The following is a 17,867-nucleotide window of genomic DNA, read 5'->3' as shown; positions in this document are numbered from 1 at the left end:
CGCTCAGAGGCGCGGTGCGCGGCTAGGCGCGCCGCCGCGACCGCCACACCGCGACGCCGCCGACGAGGAGCGCCGCCGCGGTCACGCCCCACGGCGTCCACGTCCGCCACGCCGGCTCGGACCGGTCGTCCGAGGCTTCCTGGTGGCCGGAGATGCGCGCCGAGGAGTAGTCGGGCACCTTGTCCGGGTCGCCGTAGTCGCCGGCCCTCTCGAGGGTGGAGCCGTCGGCCCAGCCGCCGCCGACGTCGCAGTGCATCCGGTCGCGGGAGGACTCGCCGCTGCGCAGGCCCATGGACTGGGAGCGGGTCGACGCGGTGGTGCCGTCGTCCTTCGACCCGTCGCCGGGTTCGCCGGGCTCGTGGAGGCCGCCGTCGGCCCGGGACTTGGCGAGGACGTCGTCGAGCAGGTGGTTGCCCAGCCTGAGTCCGTCGAGCGCCAGGCGGTTCGTGTAGTCGGTGGCTTCTGCCGGCGTGGTGCCGGCGGCCTGCTGGAGCTTCCTCCACTCCTTGATCTGCTCGGCCTCGAAGCCCTCGAACGCGTCGGTGACGTCCGCGAGGTACTGCTCCGGGCGGGCGCACGTGGCGTACATGAGGCGCTTGAAGGTCTGGGTCGCCGATTCGGTCGCTTCCTGCTCGGCGTACTCGGGTTCGAGGTACTCGGCGGAGGCGCCGGCGGTCAGGTACCGGTGCTGGGTGTACTCGACGGGGAGTTCGCGGGTGCCGATCGAAACCGGTATGTACGGCGCCGTCACGGCTGCCGTCGGGGCCATCCACAAGGTGGCGAGCCGCGGATCGGGGAGGTCGGGGTCGATCTCGGCGACGTGCCCGTAGCCTGAGCGGTCGTCGGACCAGCGGGGGTCGCGGACGATCCGCATCACGTCCTGCAGCTTCACCCTGCCGAGTTCGGCGAACTCCGCCTCCAACGAGACGGGGTTGCGGTACGGGGCCGAGTCCTCGGAGTCCGCCGTCTTCCCGACAGGAAAGGACTTGGTCGGGAACGGCTCCTGGTACACCTTCTGCAGGTCGAACTCCTCGTCCTTCTCCGGGTCGTACCAGCCCTTCTTCTCGGCGAAGGAGACGAGGTTCTTCGAGCCGACGAAATCGGGGTTCCCGCCGTCGACGGCGTCGGTGGGGAATTCCTTGATGTAGCCGGGATAGGAGACGCGAATGTCGTCGGGGCCGAGTCGCTGGGCCGCCCAGAGGCCCTTGCCTCCCGCGAACTCCACGAATACCCAGCCCTCGTTGCCGTCGGCGAAAAGGTGCGAGTTCCCGCCGTACGTCGTGTAGCCGTGGGTGTCGATGAGGTCGCCGAGTATCTGCACCGCCTGCCGCGCCGAGCCGGCCCGTTCCATCGCGATCCTGGAGAGGTCGGAGTACTGCGGTCCCGTCTGGTCCTTCGGCGTCATGTCGACCAGTTCTTCGCGGGAGTTGGACCAGACGTCCCGCGCGGCCACCCCTTTCTCGTTGAGACCTCCGTTGGTGAGCGGGGCCGGCATGCCCGTGAATTCGGAGTAGTTGGAGGTGAGGTACCGGTAAGTGTGCCGTGCCTGCGGGATCTTGGTCAGCTTGCCGGGCATGTCGGCCTCTTCCGTGGCCCCCACGGTGATCTTGGAACCCTTGGGGTGGTCCTGCGCCGGGACCACCTCCATCCAGTGGCTGGAGGGTTCGTGGCCGAAGCCGCCGAGCATGGTGTGGCCGGTCGACGACCGGTTCTTGCCGACGTAGACCGCGAACGACTTGTCCGGCTGCCGGAAGGTTTCCTGCTGCGCTCCCGCCGACCGATCGTGCGCGTCGTCGGCGAAGGCGAGGGACGGCGCACCGAGCGCGGTGACCATAGTGAAGGAAGCGGCAAGGGCGGCAGAGGTGACCAGGCGGGCTTGGGGTCGGAGCATGTTCTTCCTGAGGTCGGGGCTGAGCGTGAGTCGGTCGTGGTTCCGGCCCGACGGGGCTCCAGGTCACCGCATTCCGTGTGCGATCCGGGCGGCCGATTGCCGACAGCCGCGAAAGCGGCGTCGGTCGTGTTCGGCATCGGGGCACTGCCCTGCCCGAGCACAATGCAGGCGGAGGTGTCCTCCCGCGTCGCCCCTGCGAGGTCTCACTCATCGCCGAATTTCTCCTCTCCACGCATGCGGGAGAAGTGAGGCCGCCACCGGTGAGTAGCGAAGTCGGGTCGACGGAGCGGGCCGTCCCGGAACGCGGAGAAACGTGTCATGTTCCGGGAAACCAACGGGATTTGACTCTAGCAGGCGCTCGACCGCCCATCGAGGCGGGTGCGGTTACTTCACCGGCTTCGCTACCGGAAATCCGTCCGGTCACCGCGAACTCCGCGTGATCTGCAGGGAGTTGCTTTCCTTTCGATTCACTGCACCCCCAAGAGCCCCGCGAGGTGTGATCCAGGCAACAGACAGGTCCGGACAGGTGCGCCTACCGTGCGGACATGTCCGAACAGGCACGCAAGCACCAGCGGGTGGCCCGCATCCTCGGCCGCGAGATCCGTGGCGGAACCCTGCGCACCGGAAGCCGGCTCCCGGGAGAGCACGCGCTGACCCAACGTTTCTCGGTGAGCCGGTCGACGGTCAGGGAAGCCCTCCGCTCCCTCGCCGACGAGGGGCTGGTGCGCACCCACCCGGGCATAGGCTCCTTCGTCAGCTTCGACGGAACCCCGCTGGACAACCGGCACGGCTGGACGCAGGCCCTCACCGCACAGGGCGTGCCTCCCGAGACGGCGGTGCTGCGTCTGGAGACCGTGGAGGAGCCCGCGCTCAGCACCCGACTCGGCCTGGACAGCGCGCGGTTCCTGGCCGTCGACCGCATGCGCACCCTGCCGGACGGCGTGCGGCTCTCCCTGGAGCGCAGCCGGGTGCCGCTGCACCCGGGCCTGGAAGCGGTGCCGGAGACCGGACTCGTCGACGGCTCGCTCACCGCCACGCTCACGGCCGCCGGCCTCGTGGTGGCCTCGGGCGAACAGCGCGCCACCGCGGTGCCGTTGACACCCGAGGACGCAGCCCAGCTGGAGCGCCCCGCCGGCACCTCCTTCCTCCGCGTGACCCGCACCGGGCGCTCGCCCGTGGGAAGCGTCGTCGAGCACGTGGTGAGCCTCCTCGACCCCGAGCGGTTCGAGCTGCGCACCAGCTTCGGCGAGCCCGAGCCCCCGTGACCGCAGCGGCGACCGTACGCACCGACCATCGAGCTCCCCAACGAACAGACGGAACACCGCACATGAGCGACCCCCGCACCGACCGCGCCCTCGGCTCCCTCTACGGCCTCGCCCTGGGCGACGCGCTCGGCATGCCCACCCAGACCATGTCGCGCGCGGCCATCGCGGCCCGCTTCGGCACGGTCTCCGACTTCGAGGCGGGCCCGCCCGACAACCCCGTGGCCGCCGGGCTGCCGGCCGGCACCGTCACCGACGACACCGACCAGGCCCTGCTCGTCGGCCGCCTCCTCGCCGACGGGGCCGGCCGCATCGACCCCGAGCTCCTCGCGCGGGCCCTGCTGGAGTGGGAGGCGGGGATGCGGGAGAAGGGCTCCCTCGACCTCCTCGGCCCCTCGACCAAGGCCGCGCTGGACGCGGTGGCACGCGGCGTGCCGGTCAGCGAGACCGGCAGCACCGGCACGACCAACGGGGCCGCGATGCGCGTCGCCCCCGTCGGAGTGGCGTTCCCCGCCCGTCCGCTGGAGGCGTTCCTCGACCGGGTCGTGGAGTCCTGCCAGGTCACGCATGACACCACGCTCGGCATCGCGGGCGCCGCTGCCGTCGCCGCCGCGGTGAGCAGCGCCGTCGGCGGGGCAGACCTGGAGACGGCGATGGACACGGCCGAGGCGGCCGCCCGGGCCGGCGTCGCACGCGGGCACTGGGTGGCGGGCGCCGACATCGCGGCCCGCATCCGCTGGGCGCGGAACACCGTGGCGGGGCGGCCGGAGGCTGAAGCGCTCACCCTCGTCAGCGAGTTGATCGGCACCAGCGTCGCCAGTCAGGAGTCGGTGCCGGCCGCCTTCGCCGTGCTCGCCGTCGCGGGCGGCGACCCCATGCGCGCCTGCCTGCTCGCCGCCAACCTCGGCGGCGACTGCGACACGATCGGCGCCCTCGCCGGGGCGGTCGCCGGTGCCGTCACCGGCCTGAGCGGGCTGCCTGCCGACGCGGTGGCGACGCTGCGCTCCGTCAACGAACTCGACGTGGAGCCACTGGCCGCGCGTCTGCTCTCCCTGCGCCCGCACGGCTGAGCCGGCGCCGGACCGCACATCCCGAGGAGCGCGCTCCTCGCTTCTTGCCTCGTAAGGAGGTTGGGCCATGGCTGACTCGAAGAAGAGTGAGCTCGCCGGCGCCGTGGAGACCCGCGGCATCGAGCCCGTTCCCGACAGTGAGCGCCGCGGACACGCGAGCCAGATGTTCTGGACGTGGTTCGCCGCGAACATCTCGCTGCTGGGACTGCCGCTGGGCGCCACCCTGGTGGCCTTCCGCGGCCTGAACATCTGGCAGGCCGTACTCGTCGCGTTCGTCGGTGCGTTCGGCTCGTTCGCGCTCGTGGGCGCGTTGAGCATCGCGGGGAAGCGGGGCGGGGCGCCGGCGCTGACGCTCTCCCGCGCGGTGTTCGGGCGGCGCGGCAACACCGGGCCGACGCTGGTGACATGGATCAGCCGAGTGGGCTGGGAGACCGTCAACACGACCACCGCGGCCTACGCGCTGCTCTCGCTGCTCGCGATCGTCTTCGGCGTGGGCCAGAACACCGTGCTGACGCTGGTCTGCCTGCTGGTCTTCATCGCCTGCACACTGCTGATCAGCGGGCTGGGGCACGCCGTCATCATGTGGATCAACAAGTGGGCCACGTACGTCTTCGGGCTGCTCAACCTGTTGGTGATGGCCTTCCTCGTGGCCACCGTCGACTGGGGCGAGGTGGTCGACGCGCCGGCGGCGCCACTGAGCTCCGTCGTCGCGGGGATCGGTGTGATCGCCGCGGGTACCGGCATCGGTTGGGCCAACGCGGGCGCCGACTACGCCCGTTACCTGCCGCGCTCCGTACCCGGCGGGCGGCTGGTGGTCGCCTCCGCCTGGGGCGCGGGCATACCGCTGGTGCTGCTGATATCGCTCGGCTCGCTGCTCTCGGCCGGCGACTCCTCGCTCGCCGCCGCGTCCGACCCGGTGGCCGCGATCGACGCGATGCTGCCCTCGTGGATGTCCGTCCCTTACCTGGTCGCCGCGTTCGGCGGGCTGCTGCTCTCCAACCACCTCTCCGTCTACTCGGCGGGGCTGACGCTCGTCACCCTCGGCGTGCGGGCGAGGCGGACCGTCGCCGTCGGTATCGACATCGTCATCACGTTCGCCGGCGGCATCTACTTCATGCTCATCGCCGAGGACTTCTACGGTCCGTTCACGACGTTCCTCACCCTCCTCGCCGTCCCGATCACGGCCTGGGTCGGTGTCTTCGCCGTGGACATGCTGCGCCGGCGGGTGTACGACGCGGAGGCGCTGATGGAGCCGCGGCGCTCGGGCCGCTACTGGTACAACGGCGGCTTCGCCTGGTCGGCGTGCGTCTCCTGGGCGGCCGCGATCGTGGTGGGACTGCTGCTGACGGAGGCGAAGACGAGCGACACCGACGTGTGGTTCTCGGGCCCGTTCGCGCACAGCTGGCTCGGCAGCAACGGGCTGGGCTGGGTCGTGACGTTCGTGATCGCCGCTGTCGCCTACAGCCTGCTGCTGCCGCTCGACCGGGCCGTCCGCGCCGAGGCGCTGCGCCGCGACACGGAGACCGCGGACGCGGAGGAGCCGGCCGCCGAGAAGGAGGTCTCCGCGTGAGTGCACGGCTCGTCCTCGCCGGCAGCGTCCTCGTGGACATGGTGCTGCGCGTGCCCCGACTGCCCGAGCGCGGCGGCGACGTGCTCGCCTCGGACGCCGGCCACCGGGTCGGCGGCGGGTTCAACGTCCTCGCCGCCGCCCGCCGCCTCGGGCTGCCCGCCGTGTACGGGGGCGGCCACGGGACCGGCCCCTTCGGCGACCTTGTCCGCGGTGCGCTCGACGCGGAGGGCGTACGTCCGGTCCTCCCCGCGCACACCGAGCGGGACACGGGGTACTGCGTCGCCCTCGTCGATTCCGGAGGCGAGCGCACGTTCGTGACGGCCTCTGGCGCGGAGGCCGCACTCACCTCCGCGGAGGCGGTGCGGTTGGCCGCCTGCGTACGCGCGGGCGACCTCGTGCAGCTCTCCGGCTACGGGCTCGCCTACCCGCAATCGGCGCCCGTCCTCACCGAGTTCGCCGCGAGCCTTCCCGAGGGGGTCGTGCTGTGCCTCGACCCGGGGCCGCTCGTCGCCGAGATCGAGCCGGTGCGTCTGGAGCGGGTACTCGCCCGCGTGGACTGGCTGAGCTGCAACCAGCGGGAGGCCGAGCTGCTCTGCGGCGTCGCCGAAGGAGGCCCGGCCGCCGAGGAGTTGGCCCGCGGACTGCGGCCGGGCGCCGGTGTCCTCGTGCGCGGGGACGCCGACGGCTGCTGGCTCGCGGGAGGCAGCCGTCGCACGGAAGGGGGCGCCGTGGCGGTGCCGGGGCGTCCCGTCGAGCTGGTCGACAGCAACGGGGCCGGAGACGCCCACGTCGGCGCCTTCCTCGCCTTCCTCGGGCTCGGTGCCGCACCCCTCGACGCGGCACGCGGCGCCAACGTCGCCGCCTCCGTCGCCGTCACCCGCCGCGGCCCCGCCACCGGGCCGACGGCCGCCGAACTCGTCCCGCTCCTCGGCCCGGAGGACCCGCTCGCGGCGCTGCTCGCGGACGCGGCGACGGAGACGTGAGGCCGGAGGATCCCGGGGTTTTCCGCACCCCCCAATACCTGGGATTTCACAGGGACTTGATATTGAGGGAAAGTGTCCCTCGCAGGCACACGGTCGAGAGGAGCCGCAGATGGGAGACCCTTCCGGTTGGATGAGCACGAGCGGCCCGGGGCCGACGGCCGCGAACGACGTCGCGGACCGGGGCGAGCCGCAGGTGGCGCGGATGTACGACTACTACCTGGGCGGCAAGGACCATTTCGAGGCCGACCGGATCGCGGCCGAGGAGGTGCTGCGCACCGCCCCGAACAGTGCGAAGTTCGCCCGGGCCAACCGGTACTTCCTCCAGATGGTCGTCGAGTACCTGGCGCGTGAGCAGGGTGTCGACCAGTTCCTCGACATCGGGACGGGCATCCCGACGAGGCCGAACACGCACCAGGTCGCCCAGTACCACCGGCCGCACGCGCGGGTGCTCTACACCGACAACGACCCGATCGTGATGACGTACGCCGAGGCGCTGATGACGAGCACGCGCGAGGGGCGCGTCGACTACATCGAGGCGGACCTCAGGCGACCGCAGGACATATTGGGCCATCCCTGCCTCGCCGGCCCTGAGCCGGTCTTCGACCTGGAGCGGCCGGTTGCGGTGTGCGCCGTGGCGATCTTCCACTTCGTCACCGACGAGCACCGGCCGGGCGAGCTGCTCCGCACGATCATGGAACCGATGCCCTCGGGCAGCTTCCTCGTCCTCTCCCACACCACGGAGGACTTCGACGACGCCATGAAGGAGGCCGCCGAGGTCTATCGACGTCGCAAGCTGCCGGTCCAACTGCGGTCGGACGCCGAGGTGGAGGAGATCGTCTCCGAGGCCGGTCTGGAGCTGCTGGAGCCGGGGGTGCGTCCGCTCAACCGGTGGTGGCCCGGACGCCCTGCGCGGCTGGCGCCGATACCGCTCTACTCCGATGCGGAGGCGTCCTGCTACGGGCTGCTGGCGCGGAAGCCGTGACGGGTCGAGCGGCGTTCGTCGGGCGGGTGTCGTACGGAGCGCGCCCGGGGCCGTGGCGTCCGCCCGGCGGGAAGCAGGCGGTATACGTCCCGTCCCCGCGAGCGCGACCTACGCGGAGTGTCCGGTGCGCACGAGAGGAACGGCGGCGGAACGCATGAGCCGCCCGCATCGGCGGTGCCTCAACTTGGCCCGTCACAGGCGCAGTTGAGGCACCCCGCACCGCAGGAGGCGGCCCCCGGGGGCCGCCCCGCTCCGGATCAGGCGGCGTCCCACTCGGTGCCGTACCGGGCGGCCAGCGCGCCGGCCTCCTCGGGCTCCAGCAGCCGTGGTGCTCGCGCGCCGAAGAGCAGCAGCAGCCCTGCGACCTCCTCCAACTCAACGGCCGCGTCCACCGCCTTCGCCAGCGAGACACCCGCGGTCACCGGACCGTGGTTCTGCAGGAGCGCGGCGCGGAAGCCGAAGGCGAGGCGCTCCATCCGCTCGGCCTGCCCGGCGTCGCCGGGCTCCGCGTAGGGGATGAGCGGGGTCTGCCCGACGCGCATCACGAAGTACGGCGTGAGCGGCGGCACCGCGCTCCGCTCGCTCCAGGGAGGCAGGCAGCTCAGTGCGGTCGCCTGCCGCGAGTGGAGGTGGACGACGGCCCGGGTGCCGGCGTCGCGGCGGTAGAAGGCGCAGTGGAGGGGGTACTCCTTCGACGGCTTCGGGCCGTCCACGTGCCGCCCGTCCAGGTCGAGCCGGCTCAGCCGCTCCGGGTCGAGCGAGGCGAGGTCCGCGCCGGTCGGAGTGATCAGCATGCGGTCGCCTTCTCGTGCGCTCAGGTTCCCCGACGAGCCCGGACTGAGCCCGAGTGCCGCCAACCGGGCGCCCGCCGCGGCGAGTTCGTGGGACGCTTCGCTCACGACAGCTCCTTCCAGGCGGCGGTGAAGAGGTCGACGGCGCCGAAGTTCCCCGATTTCAGTGCGAGATCGACGAGCACGCCCGTCGCGGCGGCACCGTCCTCCTCGCCGTACGGGTGGGCCTCGGCCGTGGCCCAGGAGACGCCGGGACCGAGCGGCGCACCCATCCGCAGCGCGCGCACCCCGAGCGCGGTGACGACGGCACCCGAGGTCTCCCCGCCCGCGACGAGGAGGCGGGTCGCCCCCCGGCGCACCAGCAGCCGCGCGCACCGGGCGAGCGCGGACTCCACGAGTTCGGCGGCCGGGACACCCGGCTCAGCTCCGGCGGGCTCGACGTCCCCCTCCTCGCCGACGGCGTAGAGCAGCGGCGGCTGCCCGGGACGCTCGGCCCAGCTCCGCTCGGCGAATTCGGCGAGGGCCGCCACCTCCGCGTCGAAGTCCCGCCGCAGCGCGGCGAGGTCGAGCTTCCGGTGCGGCAACCGCGCGGCTCCGTGGGCGACTTGGGCACGCGTCGCGGCCGAGGCGCTCCCCGAGAGGACGACGCCCCTCGCGTCGGGCGCCGGGTCGGCGGCGGAGGCCCGCGCCTCGGCGGCGCCGGAGCGCGGGCCGGAGAAGCCGAGCGCGAGTCCGGCGCCGCCGGTGACGAGGGGGAACGACGCGGTGGCGGCCGCGAGGGTGCGCAGGTCGTCGTCCGTGGTGGCGTCGGCGACGAGCGCGCCGTCCGCGAACTCGGGCTCCGCGAGGCGTGCGCGCACCGCCTCGACACCCGCGCGGACCGTCTCGTGCGGCAGTTGCCGCACCGTGCGTGCGGTCTGCGGGGCGAGCAGCCGCACCAGGTGGGCGTCGCGCATCGGCGTGAGGGGGTGGTTCCGCATGGGGCTCTCGTCGAGCAGCTCGTCGTGGACGAAGAGCCGTGACCGGTAGACGGTGCGGCCGGTGGCGGGGAAGGCCGGCACCACGACGGTGCGCGCGGCGCCGAGCTCGTCGAGGAGCGCGTCCATGACCGGGCCGATGTTGCCCTGCGGCGTCGAGTCGAAGGTGGAGCAGTACTTGAAGTAGAAGCGCTCGCACCCGGCCTCGGCCAGGGCCCGCAGCGCGGCGAGCGAGTCGGCGACCGCCTGTGCCGCGGGCGCGGTGCGGGACTTGAGCGCGACGACCAGCGCGTCCGGGTCCGCGTCCGCCGGCGGGGGCGGTTCGGGCACGCCGACGACGACCTTCGTCCGGAAGCCCCGGGCGACGAGCATCGTGGCGAGGTCGGTCGCGCCGGTGAAGTCATCGGCGATGGCACCGAGCGTCGGCATCGGCCCTCCCTTGGGTCGGCGCGGCTCCGACCGTGGGGTGCCAGCGGCCGGGTTCGTTCGCACCGTTGTGCTTCGTGGTTCTTCGTACGTGAAAAAATGTTACCAGGGTTGACGCTGTTGTTAATCGCTGCGTAGCTTTTGTTCATCGGGGATGAGGACCTGCTCTCCCCGATCACCGTCGAGGAGCCCCATGAACGTGCACCGTCTTTTCTCCGACGCGGGTGACCGTCCCGTCCGCTACGCCCTCTCCGGCGCAGGCGGCGGATTCGCCCGCACCCTGCTCGCGCAGACCCGTCTCATCCCCCGCCTCTCGCCCGCCGTCCTGTGCGACGTCGACCCGGCGCGGTTGCGTGCGCTCTGCCTCGAACTCGGCTACGCCGACGAGGAGTTGCAGTCGTGCGCGACCGCCGCCGAGGTCGCGGGGGCCAACGACGCCGGGCGCATCGCCCTCGTCGCCGACGGGACGCTGCTCGTCGCCGGCGAGTGGGACGTCCTCGTCGAGGCCACCGGCGACCCGGCCGGCGGCTGCTCCATGGCGCGGGACGCACTCACGGCCGACCGGCACGTGGCGATGGTGAGCAAGGAGGTCGACTCCGTCGCCGGCCTGCACCTCGCGGAGCTCGCCCGCGCGCGGGGCGTCGTCTACACACCGGCGGGCGGCGACCAGCCCGCCAACCTGATCGGCCTGGTCACCTGGGCGGAGGCCCTCGGCCTCGAGATCGTCGCCGTCGGCAAGTCCACCGAGTACGACCTGGTCCTCGACCCGGCCACGGAGACGGTGACCCAGCTGGACACCACAGTGCCCGCGCCGGGCCTCGCCGCGCTTCTCGACCTCGGCGACGACGTGCGCGCGACGCTCGAAGCCCGCGCCCGCACCGTCGCGGCGCTGCCGACGGGCGCGACGGCGGACTACTGCGAGATGGCCGTCGTCGCCGACAACACCGGTTTCGCTCCCGACACCGAGCGGTTGCACTACCCCGTCCTGCGCATCGCCGAACTCGCCGACGCCTACGCGCTCCGCGAGGACGGCGGCGTCCTCTCCGCGCCCGGTGCCGTCGACGTCTTCACCGCGCTGCGGCTCCCCGGCGAAGCCTCCTTCGCGGGCGGCGTCTTCGTCGTCGTGCGCACCGGAGACGCGGAGACCTGGCGGACACTCGCGCAGAAGGGCCACGTCCTCAGCCGCGACGGCCGCTACGCGGCGCTCTACCTGCCGTACCACCTGATGGGCGTGGAGACCCCGATGACCCTCTTCTCCGCGGTGCTGCACCACCGCACCTCCGGCGGCACGACCCCGCGCAGCACCGCCGTCCTCGCGGGACGCGCCTCCCGCGACCTGCCGGCGGGCGCCCCGCTGACGATGGGCGGCCACCACCACGACGTCGAAGGCGTGCGCGCGGTACTGCTGCGCGCCGAGGACGCCCCGGACCGCGTGGCTCCGCTCTACCTCGCCGCCGGCGCGACGGTGCGGCGCGACGTCCCCGCAGGTGAGCTCCTCACCCTCGACGACCTCGAAGGACCGGACGCCGGCCTGCTCTCCGCCTGGGAGGCACGCACCTCCGGAGAGCCCGCATGAGCGCCGACGTCCAGCACCTGCTCCTCGCCGCAGCGGCGATCGTCCTACTCGTCCTGCTGATCACCAAGGCGAAGCTCCACCCGTTCCTCGCGCTCGCCGTCAGTGCGCTGGCCCTCGGCTTCGCCAACGGCATCTCCCCCGCCGACACGGTCGAGCACTTCGAGACGGGCTTCGGGGACGCGCTGAGCAGCACGGGCCCCGTCATCGGGCTCGGCACGCTGCTCGGCGGCATCCTGCTCGGGTCCGGCGGAGCCGACCGGATCGCGACCGCCTTCATCGGCACCCGGCCGGTCAAGTGGGTGCCGACGGCGATCGCCGCCGCCGCGCTGCTGATCGGCATGCCGCACCTCTTCGACGTCAGCTTCGTCATGCTCGTCCCGCTGGTGTACGCCGTCGCCCAACGCACCGGCTCACACCTGCTGTTCGTCGGGCTGCCGATGGCCGCGGGGCTGTACGTCTCGCACGGGCTGCTGCCGCCGCACCCCTCGCCGACCCTGGCCGTGGGCGCCTACCACGCCAGCACCGGGCTCACCCTGCTCTACGGGCTGATCATCGCGATCCCGCTGGCGGTGGTGAGCGGGCCGCTGCTGACCAAGGTGGCGAGCCGCTGGTTCGGACCGGCGCCCGACCTGACGAAGGGCCCCGTGCCCGACCCCGGGCCCGCGCCGCGCGAGGGCAAGCGCCCGGTCTCCCTGGCCATGGCGCTGATCACCGTGCTGCTGCCGGCCGCACTGATGCTCACCGGCACGCTGGGCACGGCCGTCACGTCGGAGGGGTCCTGGGCGTACACGCTCTTCGAGGCGTGCGACACCCCCGTCCTCTCCCTCATCGCCGCCGTCGTCTTCGCGTTCTTCGCGCTCGGCATCCGGTCCGGCTTCGGGCTCGACCAGTTGCAGAAGATGGCCGCGAAGGGGCTCGGTCCTGTCGGCACCATCGTCCTCATCCTCGGTGCGGGCGGTGCGCTCAAGGAGGTGCTCTCGGCGACCGGCGTCGACGACGTCATCGCGCAGTACGCCGTCGACTGGTCGATACCGCCGCTCCTGCTCGCCTGGGGCGCGGCCGCGCTGCTGCGGATCTGCCTCGGCTCGGCGACCGTGGCGACCGCCGCGGCGACCGGCATCGTCGCCCCGCTCGTCGGGACGTACCCCGGACTCTCGCCCGAACTCCTCGTGCTCGCCACCGCGTCGGGTGCCGTGATGCTCTCGCACGTGAACGACTCCGGATTCTGGCTCTTCAAGGAGTACTTCCAGCTCAGCATCGCCCAGACGTTCCGCACCTGGACGCTGATGCTCTCGCTCCAGTCGGTGCTGAGCCTCGGCGGCATCCTGCTGCTGAGCACGGTGGTCGGCTGACGGGCGGGTGCCGGCCTCCGGCAAGATGAGAGCGCACACCCCGGGCCACCGCCCACGACCACCAGGACGGAGACGACACGGCATGGGTTCCTCCGGAGAGCCGCCGCTGATCCCCGATCAGCGACGCGAACTCCTCTTGAAACACCTGCGCCGCGACGGCGTGCTGAGCGTCCAGCAGATCACCCAGATCTTCGGCGTCTCGCACATGACGGTCCGCCGCGACATCGCCGAACTGGAGAGCCGCGGGCTCGTCTTCACGGTGCCCGGGGGCGTCCGGATCGCCAGCCGGCTCCACTCGGAGCCGAGCTTCCAGGACAAGTCCGTCGTCGAGCAGCCGCAGAAGCACGCCATGGCGTACGCGGCCGCCGAGCTGGTGCACGACGGCATGACCGTCTACCTGGACGCCGGCACCACCCTGCTCGCGATGGTCCCGCACCTCGCCGAGCACGCCGAACTCACCGTCGTCACCAATGACTTCGGCGCCGTCGAGCAGCTCTTCCCCGCGAGCCACCTGACGGTGATACACGTCGGCGGCCGGGTGGAGCCCGACAACCACTCCAGCGTGGGCCGCCTCGCCGCCGCGACCATCCGCCAACTCGCCTTCGACATCGCCTTCGTCAGCACCAGTTCGTGGGACCTCGTCCGCGGGGTGACCACGCCCTCCGCGCCGAAGGTCGAGGTCAAGCAGGCCGCGATGGCTGCGGCCCAGCAGTCGGTGCTGGTGGCGGGGTCGTCGAAGTACGGCACCTTCGGCATGTACAAGGTGGCCGGGCTCGACGCCTTCGACACCGTCGTCACCGACGCCTCCCTCACCGAGGCGGCGGCCCACGGCATCCGGTCCGCCGGGACCGACGTGAGGCTCGTGGGAGCTGAACAGGCCGAGGTGTGAGGGGTCCGGCACGGTCGCACCGCGACGCGGCGTCGCGGTGCGACCGTCACCGGCCCGTCACGGGCGGCGGGGCCCGCACTCGACCCGTATCTCCGGGTGCAGGCGGCGACGGTGGTCCACCTGCCGGACGGCTCCGGTGAGGCGCACGTGCGCCGTCAGGCGCGGGTCCGCACTCGACGCGCTCAACCGCAGTTCCAGCGCGCCGGGTTCGACGATCCGGTACCCGTCCCGGCCCGTGAAGGAAGCGAGATCGGCCGGAACGGTCAGGTGGACGCGGGCCGACTCCGCGGGGGCGAGGTCGAGGCGGACATAGCCGACCAGGCGCTGCACGGGCTGCACGACCGAGGCGACCGGGTCGTGGAGATAGAGCTGGACGACCTCGGTGCCGGCCCGCTCGCCGACGTTCCGGACAGTGCAGGCGAGCGTGAACGCACCGTCGGTCGCGGCTTCTTCCGTGCCCACGTCGAGGTCGGACCAGGCGAACGTGGTGTACGTCAGCCCGTGCCCGAAGCCGAACGCCGGCGTCGGATCGATGCTGGAGACCTCGCTCGCGTGGCCGAGCCGGGGCGCAAGGTAGGTCGACGGCTGCGCTCCGGGCAGCGCCGGCACGCAGACGGGCAGGCGCCCCGAGGGAGCGACGCGCCCGCTGAGGACGGCGGCGAGCGCGGGAGCGCCCTCCTCACCGGGGAAGAAGGTCTGCACGAGTGCGGCAGCCCGGGTCGCCGCCCCGCCGAGTGCGTACGGGCGGCCGGCGAGGAGCGCCACGACGACCGGTGTTCCGACGTCCAGGAGGGCGTCGAGGAGCTGCTGTTGGGCGCCGGGCAACGCGAGGTCCCCGGCGTCGCAGCCCTCGCCGCTCGTTCCCCTGCCGAAGAGCCCCGAGCGGTCGCCGAGCGCCGCGATCACCAGGTCGGCGTCGCGGGCTGCTGCCACGGCCTCGGCGAAGCCCGCGGTGTCCTCGCCGTCGGTACCGGTGCCCTGCACGGTGACGATCTCGCTCGCGGGGAACTCCGCCGCCAGCGCCTCCCGCAGCGTGGGCAGGGCGATGCCGGGCGGGGTGTGCGGGCGCTGCGCTCCGACGTGGACGGGAAAGGAGTAGCAGCCGAGTACGGCTGTCGGGCTGTCGGCCTGCGGTCCGATGAGCGCGATCCGGCCGGGAACCGCGCCGTCGTCGAGCGGAAGGGTCCCGTCGTTGCGGAGGAGTACGACGGCCCGCTCGGCGACGCGACGCGCGAGGGCGCGGTTGGCGGCCGGATCTAGGTCCACGCTTCCGCGCGGGTCCTCGGTGTCGGGGTCCGTTCCGGAGAGCGCGGGCGGCAGCGGGTCCCAGTCGCGGTCGAGCAGCCCCAGTCGGGCCTTCTGCGCCAGCACCCTGCGCACGGCACGGTCCACGAGGGACTCGGGGACCAGGCCGTCGGCGACGGCGCGGCGCAGCGGCTCGCCGAAAGCCTTCACGGTCGGGAGCTCCACGTCGACTCCGGCGGCGAGCGCCGCTGCCGCCGCCTCGTCGAGGGTGGCCGCCACGGCGTGCAGCGTGTGGAGGAAGGCGATCCCGAAGTAGTCGGCGACGACGGTCCCTCGGAACCCCCAGGTGTCGCGGAGGAGTTCGGTGAGGAGGGTGGCGTCGGCCGCCGAGGGGATGCCGTCGGTGTCGGTGTAGGCGTGCATCACCGAGCCCGGGTCGGTTTCGCGTACGACCATCTCGAACGGCGGCAGCACCACGTCGGCGCGCTCGCGCCGCCCCATGCCGACGGGCGCGAGGTTGCGTCCGCCGCGGGAAGCGGAGTAGCCGGCGAAGTGCTTGAGTGTCGCGAGGACGCCCGCGGACTCCAGCCCGCGCACGTAGGCGGCCCCCACCGTGCCGACGAGGTACGGGTCCTCCCCGATGGTCTCCTCCACCCGGCCCCAGCGGGCGTCGCGCACCACGTCGAGGACCGGGGCGAGGCCCTGGCGGACGCCTACGGCGCGCATGTCGCGACCGATCGCGCCGGCCATCTCCTCGATGAGCGCGGGATCGAAGGTGGCGCCCCAGGACAGCGGGACGGGGTAGGCGGTGGCGCCCCAGGTGGCGAAGCCGGCGAGGCACTCCTCGTGGGCGAGGGCCGGAACGCCGAAGCGGTTGGCACGGACGATCCCGCGCTGGGCGTGGAGCAGCGCGAGCGCCCCCCGCGCGGGGTCGACGGGGGCCGTGCCGAAGGGCCGGGTCAACTGGCCGAGGCCGTGCGGGAGCAGGTCGCCGAGGCGTATCGGCTCGTCCATGTCGTGCTGGTGCGGGGCGACTTCGGCAGTCTCGTCGGAGGCACCGACCCACACGCCGACGAGTTGGGCGGTCTTCTCCGCCTGCGTCATCTCGGCGAGCAGGGCGTCCGCCCGCTCTTCCGGTGCGCGTGCCGGGTCCTGCCACGGGCGGAGCGAGGGGTTGAGGGGCTCTGCGGTCTCTGTCACGTGGCCGGTCACTTTCCTCCGACGCCCATGAGGCCCTGGACCAGGGCGCGGCGGGCGCACAGATAGACGAGCAGGATGGGAAGCAGCGAGAGGACGACAGCGGTGAGGAGTCCGGGGATGTCGACCCCGTGCTCCGTCTGGAAGTCGTAGAGCCCGAGAGTGATCACCTTGGTCTCCTCGGACTGCGTGAGGACCAACGGGAAGAGGAACCCGTTCCACGCCTGGAGGGCCGAATAGACCACGATCGTCGACAGGCCGCTGCGGGAGAGCGGCAGCACCAGGCGGAAGAAGACCCGCGACGGCGAGGCGCCGTCCACCGTCATCGCCTCGTACAGGTCCGGGGTGATGTCGCGCATGACGCCGGTGAGGATCAGCGCGCACACCGGCATCGCGAAGGCGGCGGTCGGCAGGACGACTCCGACGAGGTTGTCGTAGAGCCCTGCCTTGCTGATGACGTAGAACATGGGCACGATCACGGCCTGCGAGGGGATGGCGAGGCCGAGGAGGAAGAGCCGGAAGATCGTGTGCGTCGTACGGCTGCGGCTGCGGACGATGGCGTAGCAGAGCGGCGGCACGAGAAGCAGCACGAGGCCCACGACGCACACGGTGACGAGCGCCGTGTTGAGGAAGTAGCGTCCGAAGCCGCTGCCGGGGTCCTGGAGGATGCGGAGATAGTTGTCGAACGTGGGGCTGTCCGGCAGCGACAGCGGGCCGTTCTCCGCGTACCCGGTGCGCGACTGGAGCGTCGCGACGAGCATGGCGTACAGCGGCAGTCCGACGAGGAACAGCCAGACCAACGAGCCGAATCCGGCGAGGTAGTTGGGGCGGTGGTTGCTCACATCCCCTCCATCGTGCTGCGCATCCGGTCGTATCCGGTGAGGCGCACCATGATCAGCGAGACGACGGTGGCGACGAGCGCCAGCAGCACGCCGACGGCCGAGGCCGTTCCGTAGTCGAAGCTCTTGAACGCCTTCTGGTACATGTAGAAGGCGCTGATCGTGGTGTCGGTGCCGGGGCCGCCCTGGGTGAGGATGAGGACGGTGTCGAAGGTCGTCAGGCCGCCCACGACCATCAGGATCGTCGAGGTGACGACGGTGTTGCGTAGCTGCGGCAGCGTGACGTGGAGGAACTGCCGCGCCCTTCCCGCACCGTCGATCTGCGCCGCCTGGTACAGGACTTGGGGGATCGCGCGCGCCGCGCCCTGGTAGATGAGCGTGTGCAGCGGTGTGAACTGCCAGGCGCTGACGAAGACGAGCACGCCGAGCGCGGTCCCCTGCTCGCCGAACAGGTTGCCGTCGCCGAAGAGCCAGCTCGCCTGCGCCGGGACACCGAAGTTGGGATCGAGGACGGCGCGCCAGAGCACCGAGACGGCCGCGGCGGAGAGCAGCAGCGGGAGGAAGTAGACGGCGGAGAGCACGGCCCGGTTGCGCTGGTGCCCCGCGGCCCAGACCCCGAGCAGCATGCTGAGCGGCGTCTGCACCGCCACACCGAGGAGTGTGAGCAGGACGCTGAGCCAGAGGCTCTGGAGCATGACGGGATCCCCGGCGAGGCGCCGGAAGTTGTCGAGCCCGGTGAACTCCGGTTCGCCCAGCCCGTTCCAGCTCGTCAGGGAGAGCGCGGCGACGAGCGCGAGCGGGACGAGCGCGAAGAGGC

The 17,867-nt window shown here is 72.3% G+C and carries 14 protein-coding genes; 8 read left to right on the top strand and 6 right to left on the bottom strand.

Annotated elements, in window-relative coordinates; translation table 11 throughout:
• Positions 1-22 precede the first annotated feature (22 nt).
• Positions 23-1,891 (bottom strand): C69 family dipeptidase, encoded by a 1,869-nt coding sequence (locus UWG_RS0104135; RefSeq protein ID WP_029391154.1) that lies wholly within the window; start codon positions 1,889-1,891, stop codon positions 23-25.
• Between the two features lie 545 nt (positions 1,892-2,436).
• On the opposite strand from UWG_RS0104135, the gene UWG_RS0104130 reads away from it, so the two are divergent.
• The 5 genes from UWG_RS0104130 (at position 2,437) to UWG_RS0104110 (ending at position 7,758) form a co-directional block, all read left to right on the top strand.
• On the top strand, positions 2,437-3,156 hold the full coding sequence (locus UWG_RS0104130) for a GntR family transcriptional regulator (RefSeq protein ID WP_016905945.1): 720 nt from the start codon (positions 2,437-2,439) through the stop codon (positions 3,154-3,156).
• 62 nt (positions 3,157-3,218) lie between these two features.
• Positions 3,219-4,223: an ADP-ribosylglycohydrolase family protein gene (locus UWG_RS0104125; RefSeq protein ID WP_016905944.1), complete on the top strand. Its 1,005-nt coding sequence runs from the start codon at positions 3,219-3,221 to the stop codon at positions 4,221-4,223.
• A 67-nt stretch (positions 4,224-4,290) separates the two neighbouring features.
• Positions 4,291-5,793 carry a purine-cytosine permease family protein gene (locus UWG_RS0104120; protein WP_016905943.1) on the top strand — a complete coding sequence of 501 codons (1,503 nt, stop codon included), beginning with the start codon at positions 4,291-4,293 and terminating at the stop codon, positions 5,791-5,793.
• Positions 5,790-6,776 carry a PfkB family carbohydrate kinase gene (locus tag UWG_RS0104115; RefSeq protein WP_016905942.1) on the top strand — a complete coding sequence of 329 codons (987 nt, stop codon included), beginning with the start codon at positions 5,790-5,792 and terminating at the stop codon, positions 6,774-6,776. Before UWG_RS0104120 ends, UWG_RS0104115 begins: the two co-directional genes overlap by 4 nt.
• 109 nt (positions 6,777-6,885) lie before the next feature.
• Positions 6,886-7,758 (top strand): SAM-dependent methyltransferase, encoded by an 873-nt coding sequence (locus UWG_RS0104110; RefSeq protein WP_029391153.1) that lies wholly within the window; start codon positions 6,886-6,888, stop codon positions 7,756-7,758.
• A 257-nt stretch (positions 7,759-8,015) separates the two neighbouring features.
• On the opposite strand, the gene UWG_RS0104105 is transcribed toward UWG_RS0104110, so the two are convergent.
• Positions 8,016-8,657 (bottom strand): class II aldolase/adducin family protein, encoded by a 642-nt coding sequence (locus UWG_RS0104105; protein ID WP_016905940.1) that lies wholly within the window; start codon positions 8,655-8,657, stop codon positions 8,016-8,018.
• Complete coding sequence (gene otnK / locus UWG_RS0104100) at positions 8,654-9,955, bottom strand: 3-oxo-tetronate kinase (protein ID WP_016905939.1); 1,302 nt, start codon at positions 9,953-9,955, stop codon at positions 8,654-8,656. The genes UWG_RS0104105 and otnK overlap by 4 nt, the downstream gene beginning before the upstream one ends.
• 190 nt (positions 9,956-10,145) lie before the next feature.
• Between otnK and UWG_RS0104095 the strand changes: the two genes are divergently transcribed.
• The 3 genes from UWG_RS0104095 (at position 10,146) to UWG_RS0104085 (ending at position 13,769) form a co-directional block, all read left to right on the top strand.
• Positions 10,146-11,528: an SAF domain-containing protein gene (locus UWG_RS0104095; RefSeq protein ID WP_016905938.1), complete on the top strand. Its 1,383-nt coding sequence runs from the start codon at positions 10,146-10,148 to the stop codon at positions 11,526-11,528.
• On the top strand, positions 11,525-12,880 hold the full coding sequence (locus UWG_RS0104090) for a GntT/GntP/DsdX family permease (protein WP_016905937.1): 1,356 nt from the start codon (positions 11,525-11,527) through the stop codon (positions 12,878-12,880). Before UWG_RS0104095 ends, UWG_RS0104090 begins: the two co-directional genes overlap by 4 nt.
• A gap of 82 nt (positions 12,881-12,962) precedes the next feature.
• Complete coding sequence (locus UWG_RS0104085; protein WP_016905936.1) at positions 12,963-13,769, top strand: DeoR/GlpR family DNA-binding transcription regulator; 807 nt, start codon at positions 12,963-12,965, stop codon at positions 13,767-13,769.
• 57 nt (positions 13,770-13,826) lie between these two features.
• Here the strand turns inward: UWG_RS0104085 and UWG_RS0104080 are convergent, their stop codons facing one another.
• The 3 genes from UWG_RS0104080 to UWG_RS0104070 form a co-directional block, all read right to left on the bottom strand.
• Positions 13,827-16,214 carry a beta-xylosidase/alpha-l-arabinosidase gene (locus tag UWG_RS0104080; protein WP_029391152.1) on the bottom strand — a complete coding sequence of 796 codons (2,388 nt, stop codon included), beginning with the start codon at positions 16,212-16,214 and terminating at the stop codon, positions 13,827-13,829.
• Between the two features lie 8 nt (positions 16,215-16,222).
• Complete coding sequence (locus UWG_RS0104075; RefSeq protein WP_016905934.1) at positions 16,223-17,053, bottom strand: carbohydrate ABC transporter permease; 831 nt, start codon at positions 17,051-17,053, stop codon at positions 16,223-16,225.
• Positions 17,050-17,867, bottom strand: an 818-nt coding sequence (locus UWG_RS0104070; RefSeq protein ID WP_016905933.1) for a carbohydrate ABC transporter permease, incomplete at its 5' end; no start/stop codon positions are given. The genes UWG_RS0104070 and UWG_RS0104075, both read right to left, overlap by 4 nt.

Origin of the sequence: Streptomyces xiaopingdaonensis (assembly GCF_000262345.1) — a bacterium.
GTDB classification, from domain to species: Bacteria; Actinomycetota; Actinomycetes; order Streptomycetales; family Streptomycetaceae; genus Streptomyces; species Streptomyces xiaopingdaonensis.
This window is presented reverse-complemented; position numbering and strand designations above follow the sequence as displayed.

Bases quoted from the DNA above. Each gene is read 5' to 3' on its own strand.
- UWG_RS0104135 (WP_029391154.1), bottom strand. From the start codon at position 1,891: ATGCTCCGACCCCAAGCCCGCCTGGTCACCTCTGCCGCCCTTGCCGCT.
- UWG_RS0104130 (WP_016905945.1), top strand. From the start codon at position 2,437: ATGTCCGAACAGGCACGCAAGCACCAGCGGGTGGCCCGCATCCTCGGC.
- UWG_RS0104125 (WP_016905944.1), top strand. From the start codon at position 3,219: ATGAGCGACCCCCGCACCGACCGCGCCCTCGGCTCCCTCTACGGCCTC.
- UWG_RS0104120 (WP_016905943.1), top strand. From the start codon at position 4,291: ATGGCTGACTCGAAGAAGAGTGAGCTCGCCGGCGCCGTGGAGACCCGC.
- UWG_RS0104110 (WP_029391153.1), top strand. From the start codon at position 6,886: ATGGGAGACCCTTCCGGTTGGATGAGCACGAGCGGCCCGGGGCCGACG.
- otnK (WP_016905939.1), bottom strand. From the start codon at position 9,955: ATGCCGACGCTCGGTGCCATCGCCGATGACTTCACCGGCGCGACCGAC.
- UWG_RS0104095 (WP_016905938.1), top strand. From the start codon at position 10,146: ATGAACGTGCACCGTCTTTTCTCCGACGCGGGTGACCGTCCCGTCCGC.
- UWG_RS0104090 (WP_016905937.1), top strand. From the start codon at position 11,525: ATGAGCGCCGACGTCCAGCACCTGCTCCTCGCCGCAGCGGCGATCGTC.
- UWG_RS0104085 (WP_016905936.1), top strand. From the start codon at position 12,963: ATGGGTTCCTCCGGAGAGCCGCCGCTGATCCCCGATCAGCGACGCGAA.